Consider the following 21748-nt stretch of genomic DNA (forward strand, 5'->3'; position numbering starts at 1 on the left):
AGTACGGGACGGCCCCGGCGAGCGGCCCTCGGGGCCGGTCCGTACGGGGTCCGTGCGCGGAACTCTCAGCGGAATCTCAGACGGCGTCGGAGGCGGAGGCCGCCTCGGCCTTCGCCCTCACCTGGTCGGCGGTGCCGTGACCCTGGCCGTTGCCCATGGCCTCGCGGAACCGTGCGTAGCCCGCGAGCTCGGATATGTCGCCTTGCGTGCGGTCGCGTGCCGCCCAGCTGCCCCATATCGCCGCACCGATGGCGGCGAACAGCGGAATCAGCAACCACGCCAGAGATGCCATGGGCGTGTCTCCCTACCCCGAAGTGCGTTTCGTTGGTGGCTTCAACGCTCGTGCCCGTAGGGGGGTTACGCAAATCGAGGGCGTGTTGCGCGGCCGAACGGGTGTGAATGTACCCGTCGGCCGCCGCCGCTCCGCGGCCGGGGTCAGCAGGCGCCGACCCACTCCTGCGAGCCGTCCGAGAAGGACTCCTCCCCCACGGTCCCCCTCGCACCGCTCTGCGCCGGGGGCGCCTCACGGGCCGCGGGGGCCGCGCCGGACTCCGTCCGCCGGCCGGTCCGGGTCCGCGGCGTCAGCAGGCGCCGACCCACTCCTCCGAGCCGTCCGAGAAGGTCTGGTGCTTCCAGATGGGCACCTCGTGCTTGAGGTCGTCGATCAGCATCCGGCAGGCCTCGAAGGCCTCCCCGCGGTGCGGGCAGGAAACGGCCACGACCACGGCCAGGTCGCCGACGGCGAGGTCGCCCACGCGGTGCACCGCGGCCAGGGCGCGGACCGGGTACTTGGCCACGACGCGCTCGGCGACCCGGCGCATCTCCGCCTCGGCCGTCGGGTGGCAGGAGTAGCCGAGCGAGTCGACGTCCGCCCCGCCGTCGTGGTTGCGCACCGTGCCGACGAACAGCGTCGTCCCGCCCGTGGCGTCGTCGCCGACGGCCCGGAAGACCTCGTCGATCGAGAGCGGGGTGTCGCGGATTTCGAGCAGCCGGACGGGGTCCTGGGCGGCCTGCTCGCCGGGGTGGTCGAAGTGCGGTGCCATACCGTCCATCGTGCCCCAGCCGCCGACGGGGCGAAATAGCTGATTCGCCCGGCCCGCGGTCCCCGCCTTGGGAGCCTCCTACAGGAGCCGGCCGTCCCGGGACCCGGACCGGCTCAGATCCCGCGCCGCTTCCGGGCGAGGCGGACCGCGGCGGCGGCGCCCAGCAGGGCGACCGTCGCACCCGCCGCACCGGCGGCCGTGGCGGCGTCCCTGCGGCCGAGCCGCAGGCCGGCGACCGTGTGGCGGCCCGCGACCTCCTGGAGGAGCTCGGCGAGGACCTCCTCGTTGGTCCAGCGCGGCCGCCAGCCCGCCGCGTGCAGCCCGCTGACGCTGACCACCCAGGGGTGCATCGTGTACGCGAGGTCGCCCGCCGGGGAAGGGGTCAGGCCGATGCGGTGGAGGCGGGCCGCGGCTCCCAGTGCCACCGCCGAGGGCAGCTCCATGCGGCGGATGCCGCTCAGCTCCTCGACCTCCTCCTGCTCCAGCCAGCCCTCGCAGCCCACGGCCAGCTCGCCCTCGACCTTCTCCAGGGCCGCGTACTCCAGGGCGCTGACCAGGTCCTCCACGTGGCAGAACTGCCAGGTGGGGCGGGAGCCCGCGACCACGAGCAGGCGCGGGGACTCGAAGTACCGGGTCAGGGCGGTGTCGGTGCCGCCGACGAGGACCGCGGGGCGGACCACGGTGACGTTCAGGCCGGGGTGGGCGCGCGGGGCCCGGCGGCCGAGCCGCTCGATCTCCAGCAGGTCGCCGACGCCGGTCGCCTCGGCGGTGGCCCGCAGCTCGGAGTCCTCCGACAGCGGGATGTCGTTGTCGGGCAGGGCCCCGTAGACCATGGCGGAGGTGCAGAGCACGACCCGGTGCACGCCGGCCGCGGCCGCCGCCGTGAGGACGGTCTGGGTCCCGCGCACGTTGTACGCGGTACGGGCCGCGGGGTCCGTCTCCAGGTCGAGGTCGAGGGCGAGGTGGACCACGACGTCCGCCCCGCGCAGCTTCTCGGCGATCGCGGGGTCCCGTACGTCGAGGACGTGCCACTGCGCGGCCGCGCAGTCCCCGCGCCGTTCGTCGATGGCGACGACCTGCTTGACCTCGTCGGAGGCGGCGAGGCGGCTGACGAGGGCCGCGCCGACGCCCGAGGCGGCGCCGGTGACGGCGATCACGGGGCTGGGCCTGCGGGTGCCTTCGGGGTTTCGCGGCTGGCGAACGCCGGGGGCGACGTCACCGTGCTCGGGGCGGTCGTCGTCCTGCGTCGCGCGGCTGCGCTTATCCGAAACGTGCGGATCTGGGGAACTCACCGGGCGTCTCCAGCGGTTGTCTTCAGTAGGGACGCGCCGTGACGCGTACCCACCAGGTGATGTCCATCCTGCCGCAGCCCAGGAGCCGGCGGAGCACCGAGCCCGGATGCGGGCTCCGGTGTCTACGCTGGGTGGTGTTGTCTGACCGTTGCCCGCCGGCGCCCGCCGGCGGCCCTACGAGCCGAGGAAACCCGTGAGCGACACCCCATTCGGATTCGGCCTTCCGCCGGAGGAGCCGGACAACGGCGACGAGGGCAGGAAGAAGGGCGACCAGGGCGGTCAGGGCGGCCCCGCGAATCCCTTCGGGTTCCCGGGCATGGGGCTGCCGGGCGCCGGCGGCCCCGGCGGCGCGGACAATCCGTTCGCCGCGATGTTCGGCTCGATGAACCCGAACGACCTCGGCGCTGCCTTCCAGCAGCTCGGGCAGATGCTCAGCTACGAGGGCGGTCCCGTGAACTGGGACATGGCCAAGAACATCGCCCGCCAGACCGTCGCGCAGGGCACGGCGGACGGCGTGAAGGACACCAGCGTCGGCATCGCCGAGAAGTCGGCCGTCGAGGAGGCCGTGCGCCTGGCCGACCACTGGCTGGACGGCGTGACCTCGCTGCCCTCCGGTGCCACCACTTCCGTGGCGTGGAGCCGCGCCGAGTGGGTGGAGGCCACCCTGCCGGTGTGGAAGGAGCTCGTGGACCCGGTCGCCGAGCGCGTCGGCGCGGCCATGGGCGGCGTGCTGCCCGAGGAGATGCAGGCCATGGCGGGCCCGCTGCTCGGCATGATGCGCTCCATGGGCGGGGCGATGTTCGGCCAGCAGATCGGCCAGGCCGTCGGCGTCCTCGCGGGCGAGGTCGTCGGCTCGACCGACATCGGGCTGCCCCTGGGCCCGGCGGGCAAGGCCGCGCTGCTCCCGCTGAACATCGCGGGCTTCGGCAAGGACCTGGGCGTCCCCTCGGACGAGGTACGGCTGTACCTGGCCCTGCGCGAGGCGGCCCACCAGCGGCTCTTCGCGCACGTGCCCTGGCTGCGTTCGCACCTGTTCGGGGCCGTCGAGGGCTACGCCCGCGGCATCAAGGTGGACACCTCGAAGCTGGAGGACGTGGTCGGGCAGCTGGACCCGTCCAACCCGGAGCAGCTGCAGGAGGCCCTGCAGGGCGGCATGTTCCAGCCGCAGGACACCCCCGAGCAGAAGGCCGCCCTGGCCCGGCTGGAGACGGCGCTCGCGCTGGTCGAGGGCTGGGTCGACGCGGTGGTGCACGAGGCGGCCAAGCCGCGGCTGGCCTCGGCGGACGCCATGCGCGAGACCATGCGCCGGCGGCGCGCCTCGGGCGGCCCGGCGGAGCAGACCTTCGCGACGCTGATCGGTCTGGAGCTGCGCCCGCGCCGGCTGCGGGACGCCTCGCGGCTGTGGGCCTCGCTCACCGACGCGCGCGGCGTGGACGGCCGCGACGGGCTGTGGGAGCACCCGGACATGCTGCCGACCGCTTCCGACCTGGACGACCCGGACGGCTTCGTGCACCGCGAGCAGCTGGACTTCTCCGAGATCGACAAGATGCTCGGCGAGGCCGCCGAGAAGCGCGGTCAGCAGGGCGACGACGAAGGCGAAGGGACGAAGTGAGCCTGCACGACGACGCCGTCGCGGTCCTGAAGGAGTACGAGGACCAGACCGAACTGCGCGACCTGTACCTGGAGCACCTGGCCGCCCACCCGGACGGGGTCTACAAGCCCTGCGGGGCGGGGCACCTCACGGCCAGCGCGCTCGTGATCGACCCGGTGCGGGAGCGCGTGCTGCTGACGCTGCACAAGAAGCTGGGCATGTGGCTGCAGATGGGCGGGCACTGCGAGGACGGTGACGCGACGCTGGCGGAGGTCGCGCTGCGCGAGGGCCGCGAGGAGTCGGGCATCGAGCAGGGGCTGACCCTAGTGCCCGGCGGCCCGGTGCGCCTGGACCGGCATCCCATCCCGGCGCCCTGCAACTGGCACCTGGACGTGCAGTACGCGGCGCTGGCCCCGGCCGGTGCGGTGGCGGAGATCAGCGACGAGTCCCTCGACCTGCGCTGGTTCCCGTACGAGGAGGTGGCGTCGGTGGCCGACACCTCGGTGGTGCTGCTGCTGGAGGCGACCCTGGCGCGGCTCGCCGCCACGGACTGAGCCGCCGGACGGGCCCGGGGCCGGCCCGCGGGCCGATCCGGGCGTGACGACGGGGCGGTCCCTCGCGGGGCCGCCCCTTCGCGCCGTCCCGGGTCAGTTCCAGGCGTTGTTCTGGTTCTGGGCGTGGGCGCCGTGCTGGCCCACTCCGAACTGCGCGGCGACGCCCTGTCCGATCTGGGCGTTCTGCGGCGGCAGCGCCTCGCTCGGCTGCACCAGGGCGATGCCGGTGCCGAGGAAGCTCAGCTCCCAGCCCTCGCCGGTGTTGCCGCGGCGCCGCCAGACACCGCTGGAGTGCGTCTGGGCCTGCATCTGCACGCGCAGCGAGGTGGACCAGGCGACGATGGCGTCCGCGTCGACGTTGACGTACTTGTCGGGCGTGACGTGCATCATCAGCGGCTGCCCGGAGGTCATCAGGGCGACCTTGCCGCGGCCGGAGATGTTGAGCTGGTACTTGCCGGATCCGGAGATCCCGTACTGGCTGTCCACCGCGATGACCTCGGTGTGCAGGGTGGAGTCCAGGGCCAGGACGTAGCTGCTGTCGACCGTGAGGCCCTCCTGGTCCACGTCGACGACGTGGACGTACTGGGCCAGGTTGGCGAGGTAGACCGTGCCCTGCCCGGAGCAGCGCATGAGGTCCAGGCCCTCGCCGGTGCGGCGGCGGGCGTTGCGCTGGCTCGTGCTCTGGTACTCGCCGTCGAAGTCGATGATCCCCTGGTAGGCGACCATCGCGCCCTTGCGGGCGAGCACGTCGTCGGAGCCCGTCAGCGAGACCCGCAGCAGCTGCGGGTTCTGGACGGTGTACCGGTCCTGGGACTGGGCCTCGGCGTGGGCGAAAAGTGCGCTCTGCATGATGTGTCCGCTCCCCCTCAGCCCCGGACCCGGAGCCGGTCGGTGCTGTCCTCGCTGGGCTGTACGACGACGATGCCCTGCCCGGAGAAGGCCATCTGGTAGGCCTCCCCGCTGCCCCGGCCGAGCATGGACGAGGCCTTGAAGCTGCGCTTGCCCTTGACCTTCAGGTTCGGCGACCAGGCGACGAGCGCGTCGGGGTCGACGTACGTCTCGTCCTCGCCGCGTCCGCAGTCGACCACGATCGGGGTGCCGCGCGAGGTCAGGGCGACCCAGCCGGTGCCCGCGACCTGGACGTTGAACAGGCCCTGCCCGGCGAACTTCGCGAGGCCCTTGACCCGCTCGACGCCCCACTGGAGGTGGGCGTCGAAGGCGAGCAGGTTGGTGCCGTTGACCGACAGCGCGTCGTTGTTGAGGTTGATGACGACGACGTCGGCGCCGTAGTCGGCGAGGTACAGGAGGCCGTCGCCGGTGCACTTCATCAGGGGTGCGCCCTCGCCCGTGACCCACTGCGAGGCCATCTGGCGGACGGCCGGCGGGTTGGGCTCGTACTGCACGAAGCCCTCGTAGGCGACCATCGAGCCGGTGCGGGCGAAGAGGTCCTGGCCGCTCTGCATGGCGACCTTGAGCATGGACCGCCCGTGGTTCTCCATGCGGGCCGTGACGGGGGTCGGGGCGAAGCCCGCGAGCTGCTGGTTCATTGCGTTCATGTCGGGCTCCCTCAGACCTCGTACGGCTGGACGACGATGAAGTTGCCGGGGGCGCCGCGGAACTGGAGGTTCACGGTCTCCCCGCTGTGGCCGGGGTAGGCGTTGCGCCGCAGCCGGACCTGGCTGGAAAGGATCACCTGCGAGGCGGCCGACCACGCCACGATGGCGTTGCTGTCCGCGAAGGTGGTCGGGGTGACGGGCAGGACGACCGGGACGCCGTGGGTCTTGACGATCACCGTGCCGGTGCCCTGGAACTGCATGGTGAACAGGGCGCCGCCGGGGATGCCGTGGCCCTCGATGCGGCGGACCTCGTGCTGGAGGGACTCGTCGAAGGCGAGGACGTTCTCCGCGGAGACGCAGATCGCGTCGCCCTGGAGCTCGATGGCGTGCAGGTGCGCGCCGTTCTCGGCGAGGAAGACCTGGCCGCGGCCGGTGCAGCGCATGAGCTGCATCTCCTGGCCGGTGGCGTTGCCGACGATGCGGCCGGCGAAGCCGGCGCCCTTGTAGCTGAAGTCGACCTTGCCCTGGTACAGCACCATGCTGCCCTGGCGGGCGAGGACGGCCTGGCCGCCCATCGACAGGTCGACCCGCATGAGCTGCTGGTTCTGCGGGGTCCAGCGGGAGCCGGTCGGAGCCTCCTTGTACGGCTGGAGCGCCGCGGCGAGACCGGCCGCGGGGGCGGCGGCGGCCTGCGGGGCGTAGCCGGGCTGGTGGCCCGGGACCTGACCCGGCATCTGGCCCGGGACCTGGCCGTATGAGGGCTGCTGCCCGTAGCCGCCGGGGGCCGGGGCGGGCGGCGGCACCTGTCCCGGGTACTGCCCGGGGGCCTGTCCGGGCACCTGGCCGTACGAGGGCTGCTGGGGCGGCTGGCCGTAGGGCGCGGGGGCCTGCGGGGCGAGGGGCGCGGCCATGGTGGGCGCGGCGTGCACCGGGGCGGGAGCCGCGGGCTGCGGGTACTGCGGCGCCTGGGGCGCGGGGGCCGGGGCGGGCGCGCCGAAGGACGGGGCGGGGGCCGGGGCCTGGGGGGCCTGCGGGGCCGGGGCGCCGAAGGACGGGGCCGGGGCGGCCGCCTGCGGGGGCGGGGCGAAGGCGGGGGCGCCTGCGCCGGCGGGGGCCTGCTGCTGCGGCTGCTCCTCGGCCACCTCGCCGCCGAAGTTCTTCAGGAGGGCGTCGAGCCCGCCGTCGAAGCCCTGGCCGACGGCGGCGAAGCGCCACACGTCCTTCAGGTAGAAGTCGCCGAGCATGACGGCCCGCTCGGTGCTGAACTCCGCGCCGGTGAAGGCGTACCGGACGACCTCTTCGCCGCCGGCGACGATCCGGATGTGGCCCGGGCCGATCTGCGACATCTGTCCGGCGCCGTCGATGGTGGCGGTGAAGGACAGCTTGTGGATGGACGCCGGGACGCGGTCCAGGGTCACCCGGAAGGATTCCGTGTCACCGGCCTGCGGACCGAGCAGCTGGATGGACTCTTCCGGCGACTTCGGCTGGTTGAAGAACACGAAGTAGCGGTCGTCCGACAGCTGTTCGTTGGCGTCGAGGCCGAAACAGCTGATGTCGAAGGTGAGCCCGGGGGCGGCGATCTGGACGCCTACGTACAGATCGGTGCCCGCCGTGAGATCACTGACCTTGGCCTTGTGGCCGCGTTGGAATTCCCTTGCCATACGTAACGACGTCCCCCATCCCGACTGAGCTTGCGTGCCGCTCAGGCTAACGGCATCTGCCGACATCCGGCCAAGCCGGTACCAAGCCGGTACACAACACGCCGTGTGACGCGGGGGGGGGGGTGGTCCGGGGCCCGGTCCGGCCGCCGCTGCGGCCCGGGGGTCATTCCTCGCGGGCGGTGGGGACCTGCGGGAGGCGCTCGGCCGCGACCACGCCCTCCAGGTAGCCGCGGGCCCGCTCGGTGCGCGGGTACGCCTCCAGCAGTTCCCAGAAGCGGGGTCCGTGGCCGGGGACGAGGAGGTGGGCCAGCTCGTGCAGGAGCACGTAGTCGACGACGTACTCGGGCATGCCCTGGAGGCGGTGGGAGAGGCGGATGCTGCCCTCGGCCGGGGTGCAGGAGCCCCAGCGGGTGTTCTGGTTGGTCACCCAGCGGACCGAGCGGGGGCGGGCGCGGCCGTCGAAGTACTGCTCGGACAGGCGCTCGGCGCGTTCGGTGAGTTCCGCGTCCCCGAGGGTGCGCTTGCTCTCCTGGGCGGCCAGCTTTTCGAGCATGACGCCCACCCAGCGCTGCTCCTCGGCTTCCGACATCCGGGCAGGGATGAGGACGACCGTACGGTCACCCTCGCGATAGGCGGATACGGTCCTGCGGCGGCGCGCGCTCCGGCGGACTTCGACGGCGCGCTGCGGTGGGCCGGCGGACACGCCACGACGTTACCCGGTGTCGGCGGCGGACGTCCCGCTCGTCCGGGCTTGGAACACGGGTGGTTCGGCGCCGGTTTCCGACGCCGCATTCCTCTTCATCTCATATGCCTGATACCTCGCACCTGTGGATAAATTCCCGCACGGATTTCGGCGGAGGGGCACTGTTGCCGGGAGCGGGAAATGCGGCGGTGGACGTCCGCACGGACAGGGAGGGGTTCGGACATGTTTCCAAGGGTGAAGCCGGCGCTGGCACGGGCGTGGCGGGATCTGCAGACGGTGCAGTTCGGGGTGACGCCGGCGCATGCGGTGGTGCTCGGGCCCGTGGACACGGCGACGGGAGCGCTGATCGACCGGATCGACGGGACGCGCGGGATGGAACTGCTACGGGCGGAGGCGAAGCGGATGGGATTGCCGGACGGCCTGGCCGACGCCCTGGTGAGACGGCTGGCGGGGGCCGGCCTGCTCGACGACGCCTCGGCCGGCGGCCCGAGGGCGCAGGCGCTGCGCCGGCATCCGGAGGTCCTGGAGCGGCTGGGGCCGGACCTGGGCTCGCTCTCGCTGGTCCACCGGGAGCCCGGCGGGGACCTGCGGGGGATCGCCGCGCGGCGGACGGTACGGGTCCGGGTGCGCGGGACCGGCCGGGTGGGCGCGGTGATCGCGGCGGTCCTGGCGGGAGCGGGCGTGGGGCGGGTCGAGGTGCTCGACGGGGGCCGGGTGGAGCCGGCGGACGTGGCGCCGGGCGGGCTGGACGCCGCGAGCGTGGGCCGGATGCGGGCCGGGGCCGCGGGAGCCACGGTGCGCTCGGCGGCCCCGGGGCCCGGCCCGCGGGCCGGGGAGGGGGAGGGACCGGAGCCGGGGCTGGCCCTGGTGGTGGTCGCGCCCCGGGACGGCCTGCACGCCTGGGCTCCTGATCCCGACACCGCGGCCGACTGGGTCGCCTCGGGCATCCCGCACCTGTACGCGGGGGTGCTGGAGGGCACGGGCGTGGTGGGGCCGCTGGTGCTGCCGGGCACGACCGCGTGCGCCGGGTGCATGGAGCGGGAGCGGGTGGACCGGGACCCGGCCTGGCCGAGGATGCTCGTGCAGTGGCGCTCGTCCCACCGCCGCCGCGGGAGTGCCGCCTGCGACCTGGGACTGTCCACGGCGGTGGCCGGGCTGGCGGCGGCCCACGCGCTCGCCTTCCTCGACGGGCAGCTGCCCGCCTCCACCGGGTCCCGGTGGGAGGCGGCCCTGCCGACCCTGCACTGGGAGTCCGCTCCGGTCCGTCCCCACGCCGACTGCCCCTGCGGGGCGGCCCCGGATTCCGCGGAGGGGCGCCGGCCGGTGGGGCTGGCGTCCGCAGGAGGATCGGGAGGGAGCCCGCCGGGAGGGCCGTGACAGGATGCTTCGGGACCGAGGGTTTCGCCGAACCGCCGCTCGCGGCGCAGCTGTCTGGGATTTGGAGGGGCGCATGTCTGATCTTCCCCGGAAGGCGGTCACCCGTACCGTCAAGCTGGCCGCGCTGCCGCTCGGCATCGCGGGTCGGGTCACGTGGGGGCTGGGCAAGCGGATCGGGGGCAAGTCCGCGGAGATCGTGGCCCGCGAGCTCCAGCAGCGCACCGCCGAGCAGTTGTTCCGCACCCTGGGAGAACTGAAGGGTGGTGCCATGAAGTTCGGGCAGGCCCTGTCGGTCTTCGAGTCGGCGCTGCCGGAGGAGGTCGCCGGGCCCTACCGGGCGGCGCTGACCAAGCTGCAGGAGGCGGCCCCGCCGCTGCCCACGGCGACCGTGCACCAGGTGCTGACGGAGCGTCTCGGGGAGGACTGGCGGGAGCTGTTCGAGGAGTTCGAGGACAAGCCGGCCGCGGCGGCCTCGATCGGGCAGGTGCACCGGGCGGTGTGGCACGACGGCCGGCAGGTGGCGGTCAAGGTCCAGTACCCGGGGGCCGGTGAGGCGCTGCTGTCGGACCTCAAGCAGCTGGGCCGGTTCGCGGGTCTGCTCGGTCCGCTGGTCCCCGGCATGGAAATGAAGCCGCTGATCAAGGAGTTGCGCGACCGGGTGTCGGAGGAGCTCGACTACGAGCTGGAGGCCGAGGCCCAGCGGACCCACGCGGACGCCTTCGTGGACGATCCGGACGTGATCGTCCCGGACGTGGTGCACCAGGGCGACCAGGTGCTCGTGACCGAGTGGCTGGAAGGGACCCCGCTGTCGGAGGTGATCGCCGACGGTACCCAGGAGGAGCGCGACCGCGCCGGGCAGCTGTTGGCCCGGTTCCTCTTCTCCGGCCCCGCCCGCACCGGTCTGCTGCACGCCGACCCGCACCCGGGCAACTTCCGCCTGATACCGGGGGCGGACGGCCGGATGCGGCTGGGCGTGCTGGACTTCGGCACGGTCGACCGGCTGCCCGGCGGCTGGCCCAAGCCCATCGGCAGGTCCCTGCGGATGACGCTGGACGGCGATGCCGAGGGGGTCTACGGTCACCTGCGCGCCGAGGGGTTCGTGAAGGAGTCCGTCGAACTGGACCCGGACGCCGTGCTGGACTATCTGAAGCCGATCATCGAGCCCGCGGAGGCGGAGGAGTTCACCTTCACCCGGCCGTGGCTGCGCGGTCAGGCGGCCCGGATCGCGGATCCCCGCTCCCCCGCCCACCAGTTGGGCCGGCAGATCAACCTGCCGCCCTCGTACCTGCTGATCCACCGGGTGACGTTGAGCACCATCGGGGTGCTGTGCCAGCTGGGCGCGACGGTGCGGCTGCGCGACGAACTGGACACCTGGCTGCCCGGGTTCGCCCCGGCCGAGTGATGTTCCGGGGCGGGTGAGGCTGCCGGGGCCCTGCACCCGGCGGGTCACCACCAGGAGGAGTCGAGCCTGCCCTCGATCGCCCGGAGGTTCGCGCGGGCGCATTCGACGCAGAAGTACTCTCTGGTCCCGTTCTCCACCGAACAGGTCCAGGTGGGCGGGGCTCCGCCGGGCGACCGTGTGCCGCAGCGCGCGCAGACGACGACGGGCTGGGCCTCGGATCCCGACGGGTCGGGGTGGGGAGTCGGCTGGTCCACCTGCCGACGATACCTCCGGCAGGGGTGGAGGGGCCTGCGCAACGCACCGGGGGACCGGTCCGTTCGGACCGGTCCCCCGGGGATGCTGTCTTCAGCTCTTACTGCATGACGGCCATGGCCAGCGCACGCCGGGCGCGCATGGAGACGCGCTCGGCTCGCCGCTGCATGCGGCGGGCGGCGACCAGGCGCACGGCGTGACGCTCGGCGTCCACCTCACGCATGCGCTCGTCCATATGGGCACGAGCCAGGGCTTCTGGGATGAGTTGCATTTCGCGGGTCCTGTTCTGACGCGAGGTGATCGCGCCGGTGGTGATGAAGTCTGCGTGGGCGGCGCCGTGGGGCTGCTCGCTCGTGGTGTGGGCGGTCATGAGGGCCTGCTTCAGGGGGTCGTGCGTCAGGGGGCGGTCGATGGTTCCGGTGGCGGTCATGCCGAGACAACCGGGTTCTTGCGCGGACGGCCACGGGGGCGCTTCCGGGCTACGACGACACCCTGGACGAAGAGCTCGCCACCCCAGACACCCCAGGGCTCGCGGCGCTCGACCGCGCCGGCGAGGCAGGCCTCGACCAGCGGGCAGGTGCGGCACAGGGACTTGGCGTACTCGACGTCGGCCGGGGACTCGGCGAAGAAGACCTCGGGGTCGAAGGTACGGCAGGGAACCGGGACGCCGAGGTTCTCGATGGCGTCGTCGAGCGCGGTCAGCGCGGTGAGCGGGGTCAAGGTGGGGTCCTCCGGGACTGCGGGCGGGGAGATCGGTCGGGTCTGAGGTACGGACGGGGCGTGCGCTTCGAGTTGCACGGTGTTTTCTTCCTCGTCTTGTTCGGCTAGTCGTTCCGGCCGGTCGGCCGGGTTCGGCTGGTACCTGGTTTTCCAGTCCCGAGGCCCCTTCTCTGTCGTCGCCCCCGGTCGGGGACAAACAGAAGGGCCGCGGATCCCGGGTGGGGTTCCGCGGCCCTGAAGGCGCCGGCCTGATCATGCGATCAGGCTGGATCACTCCAGGGTTCGAGCCCACGGAAGGCCCACATCAGGTGGTGCTGCTGCTTCGTCTGCTTCTTCAGGGATCCGGCACCGGCCGCGGCGGCGAATCCATAGGCGCCATGCGCCTTTGCTTCTGCTGCCAGTACTGCCACCGGTGCCTGGGTCGGTCGCTCATTGCGCTCGCTGACCGCAAGGGTCGCGAGCAGGGCGGGGCGGTCAGCGGAAATCGAGAACGCGGACGCACCGGTACCCAGAGCAGAGACGGAGCCGAGCAGGCAGGAGGCATCGACCGAGCGATCGGTCATCGTGGTGAAGGTCATGAAGCTGGTCACTGGTCTCGCCTCCTCTCGGCGTCTCGGGGACTCGGCCCGGGGGCCTGTCCCATGCGTATTCGGATAAGTACAGCACGGATCGAGGGCTTCGGAGAAGCCACCGTTTCCGTTGCTAAGAACCTATGGGTCTTCGCTGGGCATGTGCAAACTATTTTTCCGACGAGTTTCTACGCGTCGTCAGGATCCGCACCCCCGGGCTCCTGACCTGCACAGATGGCCAGGACGTCGGCTCCGTACCGGTCGAGCTTGCGACCGCCCACTCCGGAGATCATCGCGAGTTCGCCGGCCTCGGACGGAGCGGCCTCCGCGATCGCCATGAGCGTCTTGTCCGTGAAGACGCAGTAGGCGGGCAGGCCCTGCTCCTTCGACTGGGCGGCCCGCCAGTCCCGCAGCCGCTCGTAGAGGCCCTCGTCCATGTCGGACGGGCAGTCCTCGCAGCGCATCAGCTTCAGCTCGCCGGCCTCGGTCAGCGTCCTGCCGCAGACCCGGCACAGTGCCGGTCCCCGCCGGCTGCGCGGCCGCGGCGCCCGCTCCCCCGCGGCGTCCCGGCTTCCCGGGGCTGCGGAGCCCGGCCGCAGGCCGTTCAGGAAGCGGCTGGGGCGTCGGGAGGCCCGTCCCCCGGGAGCGCGGGAGAGCGCCCAGGAGAGGGTCAGGTGCAGCCGCGCCCGGGTGACGCCGACGTAGAGGAGCCGGCGCTCCTCCTCGACCTGGTCGTCGGTCTTGGCATAGGTGATGGGCAGCATGCCGTCGGTGAGGCCGACGAGGAACACGGCGTCCCACTCCAGGCCCTTCGCCGCGTGCAGCGAGGCCAGGGTGACGCCCTGGACGGTCGGGGCGTGCTGGGCGGCCCTGCGCTCGTCCAGTTCGACCGTGAGGTCCGCCAGGGTGGCCCCGGGCCGGGCGCGGGCGAAGTCCTCGGCGAGCCGGACCAGCGCGGCCACCGACTCCCACTGGTCGCGCACGGCGCCGGAGCCGGCGGGCGGCGCGGTGGTCCAGCCGGTGGAGCTGAGCACCGCCCGGACCTGGGACCCCAGGTCGACGACGTCCTCCAGCAGCGGGTCGTTCCCGCCGGAGCGGGCCGCTCCGCGCAGGGCGAGGATGGCCTTCTGGACCTCCTGCCGCTCGAAGAAGCGCTCGGCGCCGCGCAGCTGGTACGGAACTCCGGCGTCGGCGAGGGCCTGCTCGTAGACCTCGGACTGGGCGTTGATGCGGAAGAGCACGGCGATCTCGCCCGCGGGGACGCCCGCGGCGATCAGGTCGCGGATCCGGCGGGCGACGCCCTCGGCCTCGGCCGGCTCGTCGGCGTACTCGGCGTAGACCGGGTCCGGGCCCGCCTCGCGCTGGGAGACCAGCTCCAGGCGGTGTTCGGCCGCCCGCCCCCGGGCCTGGCTGAGGAGTCCGTTGGCGAGGTGCACCACCTGGGGGGTGGAGCGGTAGTCGCGGACCAGCTTGACCACGGTGGCCTGCGGGTGGCGCGTGCGGAAGTTCAGCAGGTGGTCGGGGGTGGCGCCGGTGAAGGAGTAGATGGTCTGGCTGGCGTCGCCGACGACGCAGAGGCTGTCGCGCTCGCCGAGCCACAGGTCGAGCAGCCGCTGCTGGAGCGGGCTGACGTCCTGGTACTCGTCGACGACGAAGTGCTGGTACTGGGCGCGGATCTGCTCGGCGATGTCGTGGCGGTCCTGGAGGATGCCGACGGTCAGGAGCAGCACGTCCTCGAAGTCGATCATGCCGCGGTCGCGCTTGAGCTGTTCGTACGCCCCGTAGATCTGGGCGATTTCGGCCATGTCCCGGGGGGCCTCGCGGCCCGCCTTGAGGGCGGCCGCGGGATAGTCGGCGGGCACCGTCTGCGTGACCTTGGCCCACTCGATCTCGCCCGTGACGTCGCGCAGCTCGCCGCGGTCGAGGCGGATGCGGCAGCGGGCTCCGGCCTCGGCCACGAACTGGATCTTGCGCTCCAGCAGCCGGGGCACCTCCCCGCCGACGGCCCTGGGCCAGAAGTACTGGAGCTGGCGCAGGGCTGCGGAGTGGAAGGTCCGGGCCTGGACCCCGCCCGCGCCGAGCGCGCGCAGTCGGCCGCGCATCTCGCCGGCGGCCCGGTTGGTGAAGGTGACGGCGAGCACGCTGGCGGGCATGAGCTGGCCCGACCGGACGCCGTAGGCGATCCGGTGGGTGATCGCGCGGGTCTTGCCGGTACCGGCTCCGGCCAGCACGCACACCGGTCCGCGCAGGCTGGTCGCGACCTCGCGCTGCTCCGGGTCGAGGCCCAGGAGCACCGCGTCGGCCGAGTCCGCCGCGGCGGTGAAGGATGAGGAGTGCGTTGCTGCTGTCACTCCGCCATGCTGCCAGGTCTCGTGAGCCGGGCGGGAAATCCGTCCACAGGCGGCACGGATACGTCATATCAGTCACACCGGCGACGCGGATGGGCACGGACGGGAATGGCCCCGGGGTCGCGTACGTTCGTGTACTCGGACCACCGAGCCTTCACGAAGGAGAGCGCAGCCATGCAGGACACGGGCACCGTCACGATGTACAGCACGACCTGGTGCGGCTACTGCCGTCGGCTGAAGACCCAGCTGGACCGGGAAGGCATCGCGTACAACGAGATCAACATCGAGCTCGACCCGGCGTCCGCTGCGTTCGTCGAGAAGGCCAACGGCGGGAACCAGACGGTGCCCACCGTGCTCGTGAAGTCTGCCGCCGGCAACGAGTCCGTCATGACGAACCCGAGCCTGGCCCAGGTCAAGCAGGCCCTCGCCGTCTGAGCGGCTCCCGCGTCCGCGGAAGGCCCCCGCCCACCCGGGCGGGGGCCTTCCGCGGTCACGGGGTGACGAACGTCACGCCGCGGCCTTCGGCAGCGGCTCGCCGTACCAGAGCTCGACCAGCCGAGCGGCGATGGAGATGCCGGACGGGGGCAGCACCGCGCCCGACTCGAACGCCGCGCGCAGCTCGTCGCGGGAGAACCAGCGGGCCTCCTGGATCTCCTCGCCGTCCACGGTGATCTCGGAGCTGGTGGCGCGGGCGTTGAAGCCCAGCATCAGGCTGTACGGGAAGGGCCACGGCTGGCTGGCCACGTACTCGACCTCACCGACCCTGACGCCCGCCTCCTCCCACACCTCGCGCACCACGGACTGCTCGATCGACTCCCCCGGCTCCACGAACCCGGCCAGCGTCGAGAAGCGGCCCTCCGGCCAGTGCACCTGGCGGCCCAGCAGCGCGCGGTCGTGCTCGTCGGTGACGAGCATGATCACGGCCGGGTCGGTGCGGGGGTAGTGCTCGGCGCCGCAGCCCGGGCAGCGCCGGATGTGCCCGGCCGCCGCGACCACTGTGCGCTCTCCGCAGCGGGAGCAGAAGCGGTGCATCCGCTGCCAGTTCTCCAGCGCCACGGCGTTGACCATCAGTCCGGCGTCCCGGTCGTTCAGCAGCAGCCCCGCCTCGCGCAGGCCGGCCGGGCGGGCCGACTGGTCCATGCGGCCGGGCAGGGCGTCCTTCTGCAGCGCGAAGTACCGTACGCCGTCCTCGTCCGTGCCCAGGAAGTAGCGGTGGGTCTGGGTGACCGGGGCCTCGAAGGCCGGGGTCATCACGATGCCGGTGCCGCCGTCGGGGGTGTCGTCGATGAGGACCTGGCCGCCGGAGACGACGAAGACGCGGGTCGTCGGGTGGCTCCAGGCGGCGGCGAGCCAGGCCTCGTCGAGGCGGTGGTGCGCGCTGCGGTCGATGCCGCTGGGCGCGGTGAGCGAGAGAGGACGCTCGGTATGGGTGCTCACTGGTACTTCCAACTCCCCCGGTGGTGGGACAGGCAGGCTCGGTACGACAGGTGGGTGCGCCGGGTCAGGCGGGTGTGCGGGGCGTGCGGCCGGCGCCGCCGGCGCGCAGTCCGGTGGCCAGGTCCCCCCACAGGTAGGCGGCCGTCTCCACGCCCTTGAGCAGCAGGTCCAGCTCGACCTTCTCGTTCGGCGCGTGCCATCCGTCGGAGGGCACCGAGATGCCGAGGAAGAGCACGGGCGCGGCCAGCACGTCCTGGAGGTCGGCGGCGGGTCCGGAGCCGCCCTCGCGGGTGAAGCGGATCTTCTGGCCGAAGGCGCGGCCCATGGACCGGACGACGGACTGCAGGGCCGGGTGGTCCAGCGGGGTCAGGCACGGGCGGGTCGGCGCACCGAAGGTGATGGCGTGGCGGATGCCGTCGGGGACGCGGGCCGCGACCCAGTCCCTGACGGCCGCCTCGACCTCGTACGGGTCCTGCCCGGACACCAGCCGGAACGACAGCTTCAGGTGGGCGGAGGACGGCACGACGGTCTTCCCGCCGGGGCCCTGGTAGCCGCCGCCGATGCCGTTGACCTCGGCGGTCGGGCGGGCCCAGACGCGCTCCAGGGTGCTGTACCCGGCTTCGCCGGCGGTCGCGTGGGACTTGGCCGTGCGCAGCCACTCGGCCTCGTCGAAGGGCAGCTCGGCGATGAGGGCGCGCTCGGCGTCGGTGAGCTCGGCGATGCCGTCGTAGAAGCCGGGGACGGTGACGCGTCCGTCCTCGTCGTGGAGGGCGGCGACCAGGCGGGCGACGGCGGTGGCCGGGTTGGGCACGGCCCCGCCGAAGGCGCCGGAGTGGATGTCCTGGTCGGGGCCGTACAGGTCGATCTCGCAGTCCGCGACGCCGCGCATGCCGGTGCAGACGGTCGGGGTGGTCTCGGACCACATGCCGGTGTCGGAGACGATCACGACGTCGGCGGCGAGTTCGCCGGCGCGTGCCTCGACGAGCCCGCGGAAGTTCGGCGAGCCGGACTCCTCCTCGCCCTCGATGAGGAGCTTGAGGTGCACGGCGGGAGCAGGGGCGCCCGTGGCCGCCAGGTGCGCCCGTACGCCCAGGGTGTGGAAGAACACCTGGCCCTTGTCGTCGGCGGCGCCGCGCGCGTACATCCGGCCGTCCCGGACCACCGGCTCGAAGGGGTCGGTGTCCCAGCCGTCGGCGAGTGCGGCGGGCTGCACGTCGTGGTGGCCGTACACGAGGACGGTCGGGGCGTCCGGGTCCTCGCTCGGCCAGTGGGCGTACACGGCGGGGGCGCCGTCGGTCTGCCAGACCTCGGCGACCGGGAAGCCGGTCTCCTTGAGCTTCGCCGCGAGCCATTCGGCGCTGCGGCGCACGTCGTCCGCGTGCTCGGGCTGGGCCGAGACGGAGGGGATGCGCAGCCAGTCGGCCAGGTCGTCGAGGAACGCGGCGCGGTGGGTGTCGATGTACGTGCGGACGACGCTGTCCGGCTGGGTGTCGCTCATGCCCCGAGCCTAGCCGTCCGTCCGGTGGTCACCGGCGGGGCCCGATTCGCCTTGGAGGATCCGCTCAAGACGGGCCCTGCCGGGGAGGTTGCGGGGGCGGATCACACGGCCGCTGCGGACGTGCAGGAAGGCGGCGCCGACCCGGTCGAGCGGGGTGTTCGTGGCTTCGGCCCAGGCCAGGCGGTAGACGGCGAGCTGGAGCGGATCGGCCTCGGTGGTCCGGCCGGTCTTCCAGTCGACGATCTCGTAGGCGTCGGCGCCGTCGGCGTCGGTGGTCTTGTAGACGGCGTCGATGCGGCCTCGGACGACCCGGCCGGCGAGGGTGAGCTGGACCGGTGCCTCCATGCGGTGGGGCGGGCGGTCCGCGTACGGGCTGCGCTCGAAGGCGGCCTTGAGGGCGTCGAGGTCGGCCTCGTCGGCGATGTCCGGGCCAAGGCCGTCGCCGGCGGCGGCGCCGGGGAGGTCGGCGACGGGGTCCAGGACGTCGAGGAAGGGCAGCGGGAAGCTCTTCGAAGCGGGACTCGACCCAGGCGTGGAAGCGGGTGCCCTGGCGGGCGGCGGGCTGCGGGGGCTTGGGCATGGGGCGGGCGAGGTCGCGTGCGAAGCCCTGCTCGTCGGCGGCGAGCCGGAGCAGCTGGCTCGCGGACAGGGCGCCGGGCAGCTCCACGTCGCGGACGGCCGCGCGGGCACGGCGGAGCTCGCCCTCCAGCGCGTCGAGGTCCCGGTCCCAGGACGCGATCGCCCGCGCCTCCTCGGGCGTGAGCGGCCCGCCTCCGGCACGGTCGTCCCCACCGGAGCGCGGCGCCGCCGGACCGACCCCGGCGGCGGGCGGGCGCACGCCGGGGCGCGGCTCCGCCGACGGGTCGGCCGCCCAGGCCTCGTCGGCCCACGGGTCCTGCGGCGCGGCGTACGGGTCACCCAGCGGGTCGGCGGCGGAGTACGGAGGGCGCACGCCGGGGCGCGGCTCCGCCGACGGGTCGGCCGCCCAGGCCTCGTCGGCCCACGGGTCCTCGCTCCCGGGTGCGTCGTCCGGCGTCGGCGGGGCGGCGGGCGGGGGCTCGGCGGGCCGGGACCCCCGGGGCGGGGGTACGGCGAGGCGGCCGCCGGCACGGGGGCCCGGGCGGGCGGCCCGGTCGCCGTCGGCGGGGCCGGAGGGCCACGGGGCGTCCCCCTGGTCCTCCGGGGGCCAGGGCTCGGTGTCGTAGGCAGGGTCCTCGCAGTCCGGGGGCCACAGGTAGGCCTCTTCCTGGTCCGGCGGCGGCGGGGTCGCCAGGTAGGACTCCACCAGGGCGGCCGCCGCGCGGCGCAGGGCGAGGGAGTGCGGGTCGAGCGGGAGCGGCCAGGAGCGGTCGGCCGCGGATCCGCCCGCGAGGGCAGGGTTCTCGTCGGCCGGGCCGGGCTCGTCCGCCCAGGCCTCGATCTCGCCGAAACCGGCCGCGCAGTGCTCGTAGAGGGCGGTGAGGAACTCCGACGGGCCGCGGCGCCGCTTCTGGGTCGGGCCCCACCAGTGGCCCGAGGCCAGCAGCAGCGACCGCGGGCGGGTGAAGGTCACGTAGCCCAGGCGCAGCTCCTCCACCGACTTGTGGTGCTTGAGGGCGGCCTTGAAGGACTTCAGCCCGGCCGAGGTCCAGGCCGGGTCCGCGGGGAGGGTGGGGGCGTCGCCGCGCAGCGCGTACGGCAGGACCTTGGCGTACGAGGTCCACGCCTCCGGTGCCTTCTCCTTCGGGAACGACCCCGCGCACAGGTCCGGGACCACCACGACGTCCCACTCCAGGCCCTTGGACTTGTGGGCGGTGAGGACCTTGACGGTGTTCTCGCCGCCCGGCAGCGCGTGGTCCAGGCCCTTCTCGTACTGGGCGGCCGTGCGCAGGAACGCCAGGAAGGCCAGGAGCGTGGCCTCCCCGTCGAGCGCGGCGAACCCGGCGGCGACGTCCATGAAGTTCGAGAGGGTCTCGCGGCGGCGGGCCGCCAGCGCGTGCGGGGACGCGGACAGTTCCACTTCGAGGCCGGTGGCGGCCAGCACCCGGTGCAGGACGTCCATCAGCGGGTCGGCGAGGGACCGGCGCAGGTCGCGGAGCTCCTGCGCGAGGTGCGCGAAGCGGATCCGGGCCTCGGCGGAGAAGGGCAGGTCGTCGGGGGTCTGGCCGGCGCCGTCGAGGAAGGTCTCCAGGGCGTCGGCGAGGGACACGACCTCGGCCGGGTCCACGCCCTCCACGGCCGCCGCGAGCCGTTCGTCGGGGTCCGCCCCGGCCGGGGCGCGGCCCACCAGGAGCCGCGCCCGACGGCCCAGGAGGGCCAGGTCGCGCGCGCCGATCCGCCAGCGCGGGCCGATCAGGAGCCGGACCAGGGCGGCGTTGGCGCCCGGGTCCTGCAGGACCTCGCAGACGGCGACGAGGTCGGCGACCTCGGGCAGGTGCAGCAGCCCGGACAGGCCGACGACCTCGACGGGGACGTCGCGGTCCACCAGCACGGCCTGGATCTGCGCGAAGTCCCCGGCGGAGCGGCACAGGACGGCGATCTCGCGCGGCTCCGTGCCCGTGCGCACCAGGTGGGCGACGGAGTCGGCGACCCAGTCCAGCTCTTCGGCGTGCGTCTCCAGCAGGGCGCAGCGGACCTGCCCGGCCCCCTCGGCACCCGGCGCCGGACGCAGCGCCTCCACGCCCTCGTGCATCGCGCGCAGCGGTGCGGCGAGGCCGTTGGCCAGGTCCAGGAGGCGACCGCCGCTGCGCCGGTTCTCGCTGAGGGAGAGCCGGGTGGCGGGGGTGCCGTCGGCGTGCGGGAAGTGCTCGGGGAAGTCGTCGAGGTTGGCCACGGAGGCCCCGCGCCAGCCGTAGATCGCCTGGCAGGGGTCGCCGACGGCGGTGACGGCGTGGCCGGTGCCCGCGCCGAACAGGCCGGACAGCAGCAGCCGCTGCGCGACGGAGGTGTCCTGGTACTCGTCGAGCAGGACGACCCGGAATTCCTCGCGCAGCAGCGCGCCCACCTCGGGCCGGGTGGTGGCGAGCTGCGCGGAGAGGGCTATCTGGTCGCTGAAGTCGAAGAGGTCGCGGGAGCGTTTGGCGGCGCGGTAGCGGCCGACGAGCTCCAGCAGCTCCAGGCGGCCGCGCACGGCCTCGGGCACCTTGCGCAGGTCCTCGTTGGTGAGCCGGACCCCGGCGAGCTCGTCCAGCAGCGCGGTGTCGTGGAGGCGCAGGCTCTGGGGGTCGACCAGGTGCTCGGACAGTTCCGCGTCGAGCGCGAGGAGGTCGCCGACCAGGTCGGGGACGGACTTGGTGAGCGAGGGGTACGGGCCGGGGGCGTCGCGCAGCACCTTCGCGGCGAGCTGGAAGCGGGTGGCGTCGGCGAGGAGGCGGGAGCCGGGCTCCAGCCCGATGCGCAGGCCGTGGTCCTTGAGGAGCTGGCCGGCGAAGGCGTGGTACGTGGAGATGCGCGGCTCACCGCCGGCCGCGGCGGCGTCGGCCGGGGAGGGATCGGGGTCGGTGATGCCGGCCCGGGCCAGGGCGGTGCGTACGCGCTCGGACAGTTCACCGGCGGCCTTGTTGGTGAAGGTGAGACCGAGGACCTGCTCGGGCGCGACCGTGCCGGTGCCGACGAGCCAGACGACGCGGGCGGCCATGACGGTGGTCTTGCCGGACCCGGCGCCCGCGACGACCACCTGCGGGGCGGGCGGGGCGGTGACGCAGGCCATCTGTTCGGGCGTGAACGGGATCCCGAGGAGCTCCTTGAGCTGCTCGGGATCGGTCAG

At 73.6% G+C, this 21748-nt stretch carries 19 protein-coding genes and 1 pseudogene; 5 read left to right on the plus strand and 15 right to left on the minus strand.

What is annotated here, in order from left to right:
- Positions 1-76 precede the first annotated feature (76 nt).
- From AC2RP6_RS15245 to AC2RP6_RS15255, 3 genes are all read right to left on the minus strand, one after another.
- A complete protein-coding gene (locus AC2RP6_RS15245; RefSeq protein ID WP_486446698.1) occupies positions 77-292 on the minus strand; it encodes a hypothetical protein in 216 nt (71 codons plus the stop codon).
- A 289-nt stretch (positions 293-581) separates the two neighbouring features.
- A complete protein-coding gene (locus AC2RP6_RS15250) occupies positions 582-1043 on the minus strand; it encodes a molybdenum cofactor biosynthesis protein MoaE (protein WP_404133005.1) in 462 nt (153 codons plus the stop codon).
- 113 nt (positions 1044-1156) lie between these two features.
- Positions 1157-2335 carry an SDR family oxidoreductase gene (locus AC2RP6_RS15255; RefSeq protein ID WP_486446699.1) on the minus strand — a complete coding sequence of 393 codons (1179 nt, stop codon included), beginning with the start codon at positions 2333-2335 and terminating at the stop codon, positions 1157-1159.
- Between the two features lie 193 nt (positions 2336-2528).
- Here AC2RP6_RS15255 and AC2RP6_RS15260 point away from each other — a divergent pair, with 193 nt between their 5' ends.
- Both AC2RP6_RS15260 and AC2RP6_RS15265 read left to right on the plus strand, forming a co-directional pair.
- A complete protein-coding gene (locus AC2RP6_RS15260; protein ID WP_486446700.1) occupies positions 2529-3947 on the plus strand; it encodes a zinc-dependent metalloprotease in 1419 nt (472 codons plus the stop codon).
- On the plus strand, positions 3944-4480 hold the full coding sequence (locus tag AC2RP6_RS15265; RefSeq protein ID WP_486446701.1) for an NUDIX hydrolase: 537 nt from the start codon (positions 3944-3946) through the stop codon (positions 4478-4480). Before AC2RP6_RS15260 ends, AC2RP6_RS15265 begins: the two co-directional genes overlap by 4 nt.
- Positions 4481-4573: 93 nt before the next feature.
- On the opposite strand, the gene AC2RP6_RS15270 is transcribed toward AC2RP6_RS15265, so the two are convergent.
- The 4 genes from AC2RP6_RS15270 to AC2RP6_RS15285 form a co-directional block, all read right to left on the minus strand.
- Positions 4574-5329: an AIM24 family protein gene (locus AC2RP6_RS15270; protein WP_486446702.1), complete on the minus strand. Its 756-nt coding sequence runs from the start codon at positions 5327-5329 to the stop codon at positions 4574-4576.
- Positions 5330-5346: 17 nt separating this feature from the next.
- Complete coding sequence (locus tag AC2RP6_RS15275) at positions 5347-6027, minus strand: AIM24 family protein (protein ID WP_486450346.1); 681 nt, start codon at positions 6025-6027, stop codon at positions 5347-5349.
- A 20-nt stretch (positions 6028-6047) separates the two neighbouring features.
- Positions 6048-7697 carry a TerD family protein gene (locus tag AC2RP6_RS15280; RefSeq protein ID WP_486446703.1) on the minus strand — a complete coding sequence of 550 codons (1650 nt, stop codon included), beginning with the start codon at positions 7695-7697 and terminating at the stop codon, positions 6048-6050.
- 163 nt (positions 7698-7860) lie between these two features.
- A complete protein-coding gene (locus tag AC2RP6_RS15285; protein WP_486446704.1) occupies positions 7861-8400 on the minus strand; it encodes a M48 metallopeptidase family protein in 540 nt (179 codons plus the stop codon).
- Between the two features lie 222 nt (positions 8401-8622).
- On the opposite strand from AC2RP6_RS15285, the gene AC2RP6_RS15290 reads away from it, so the two are divergent.
- Together AC2RP6_RS15290 and AC2RP6_RS15295 are read left to right on the plus strand one after the other, a co-directional pair.
- On the plus strand, positions 8623-9777 hold the full coding sequence (locus AC2RP6_RS15290) for a TOMM precursor leader peptide-binding protein (protein ID WP_486446705.1): 1155 nt from the start codon (positions 8623-8625) through the stop codon (positions 9775-9777).
- Between the two features lie 73 nt (positions 9778-9850).
- Complete coding sequence (locus tag AC2RP6_RS15295; RefSeq protein WP_486446706.1) at positions 9851-11179, plus strand: ABC1 kinase family protein; 1329 nt, start codon at positions 9851-9853, stop codon at positions 11177-11179.
- A gap of 44 nt (positions 11180-11223) precedes the next feature.
- Here the strand turns inward: AC2RP6_RS15295 and AC2RP6_RS15300 are convergent, their stop codons facing one another.
- The 5 genes from AC2RP6_RS15300 to AC2RP6_RS15320 form a co-directional block, all read right to left on the minus strand.
- Complete coding sequence (locus tag AC2RP6_RS15300) at positions 11224-11433, minus strand: hypothetical protein (RefSeq protein ID WP_486446707.1); 210 nt, start codon at positions 11431-11433, stop codon at positions 11224-11226.
- Between the two features lie 98 nt (positions 11434-11531).
- Complete coding sequence (locus AC2RP6_RS15305) at positions 11532-11861, minus strand: hypothetical protein (RefSeq protein WP_486446708.1); 330 nt, start codon at positions 11859-11861, stop codon at positions 11532-11534.
- Positions 11858-12229 (minus strand): WhiB family transcriptional regulator, encoded by a 372-nt coding sequence (locus AC2RP6_RS15310; protein WP_486446709.1) that lies wholly within the window; start codon positions 12227-12229, stop codon positions 11858-11860. Before AC2RP6_RS15310 ends, AC2RP6_RS15305 begins: the two co-directional genes overlap by 4 nt.
- Before the next feature lie 182 nt (positions 12230-12411).
- Positions 12412-12741, minus strand: coding sequence for a hypothetical protein (locus tag AC2RP6_RS15315; protein ID WP_486446710.1), 330 nt, complete (start codon positions 12739-12741; stop codon positions 12412-12414).
- A gap of 167 nt (positions 12742-12908) precedes the next feature.
- Entirely contained in the window at positions 12909-15071 is a 2163-nt protein-coding gene (locus tag AC2RP6_RS15320; protein WP_486446711.1) for an ATP-dependent DNA helicase UvrD2, read from the minus strand.
- 171 nt (positions 15072-15242) lie between these two features.
- Between AC2RP6_RS15320 and AC2RP6_RS15325 the strand changes: the two genes are divergently transcribed.
- A complete protein-coding gene (locus AC2RP6_RS15325) occupies positions 15243-15503 on the plus strand; it encodes a mycoredoxin (protein ID WP_030029876.1) in 261 nt (86 codons plus the stop codon).
- A gap of 72 nt (positions 15504-15575) precedes the next feature.
- Here AC2RP6_RS15325 and nudC read toward each other — a convergent pair whose 3' ends face one another.
- From nudC to AC2RP6_RS15340, 3 genes and pseudogenes are all read right to left on the minus strand, one after another.
- The gene (gene nudC / locus AC2RP6_RS15330) at positions 15576-16517 is read right to left on the minus strand and encodes an NAD(+) diphosphatase (RefSeq protein WP_486446712.1); all 942 of its coding nucleotides are present in this window, start codon (positions 16515-16517) and stop codon (positions 15576-15578) included.
- Positions 16518-16569: 52 nt separating this feature from the next.
- On the minus strand, positions 16570-18003 hold the full coding sequence (locus AC2RP6_RS15335) for a dipeptidase (protein ID WP_486446713.1): 1434 nt from the start codon (positions 18001-18003) through the stop codon (positions 16570-16572).
- Between the two features lie 9 nt (positions 18004-18012).
- A pseudogene (locus AC2RP6_RS15340) lies at positions 18013-21691 on the minus strand (ATP-dependent DNA helicase).
- Positions 21692-21748: the final 57 nt, after the last annotated feature.

It is taken from the genome of Streptomyces sp. WAC03905, assembly GCF_057371075.1.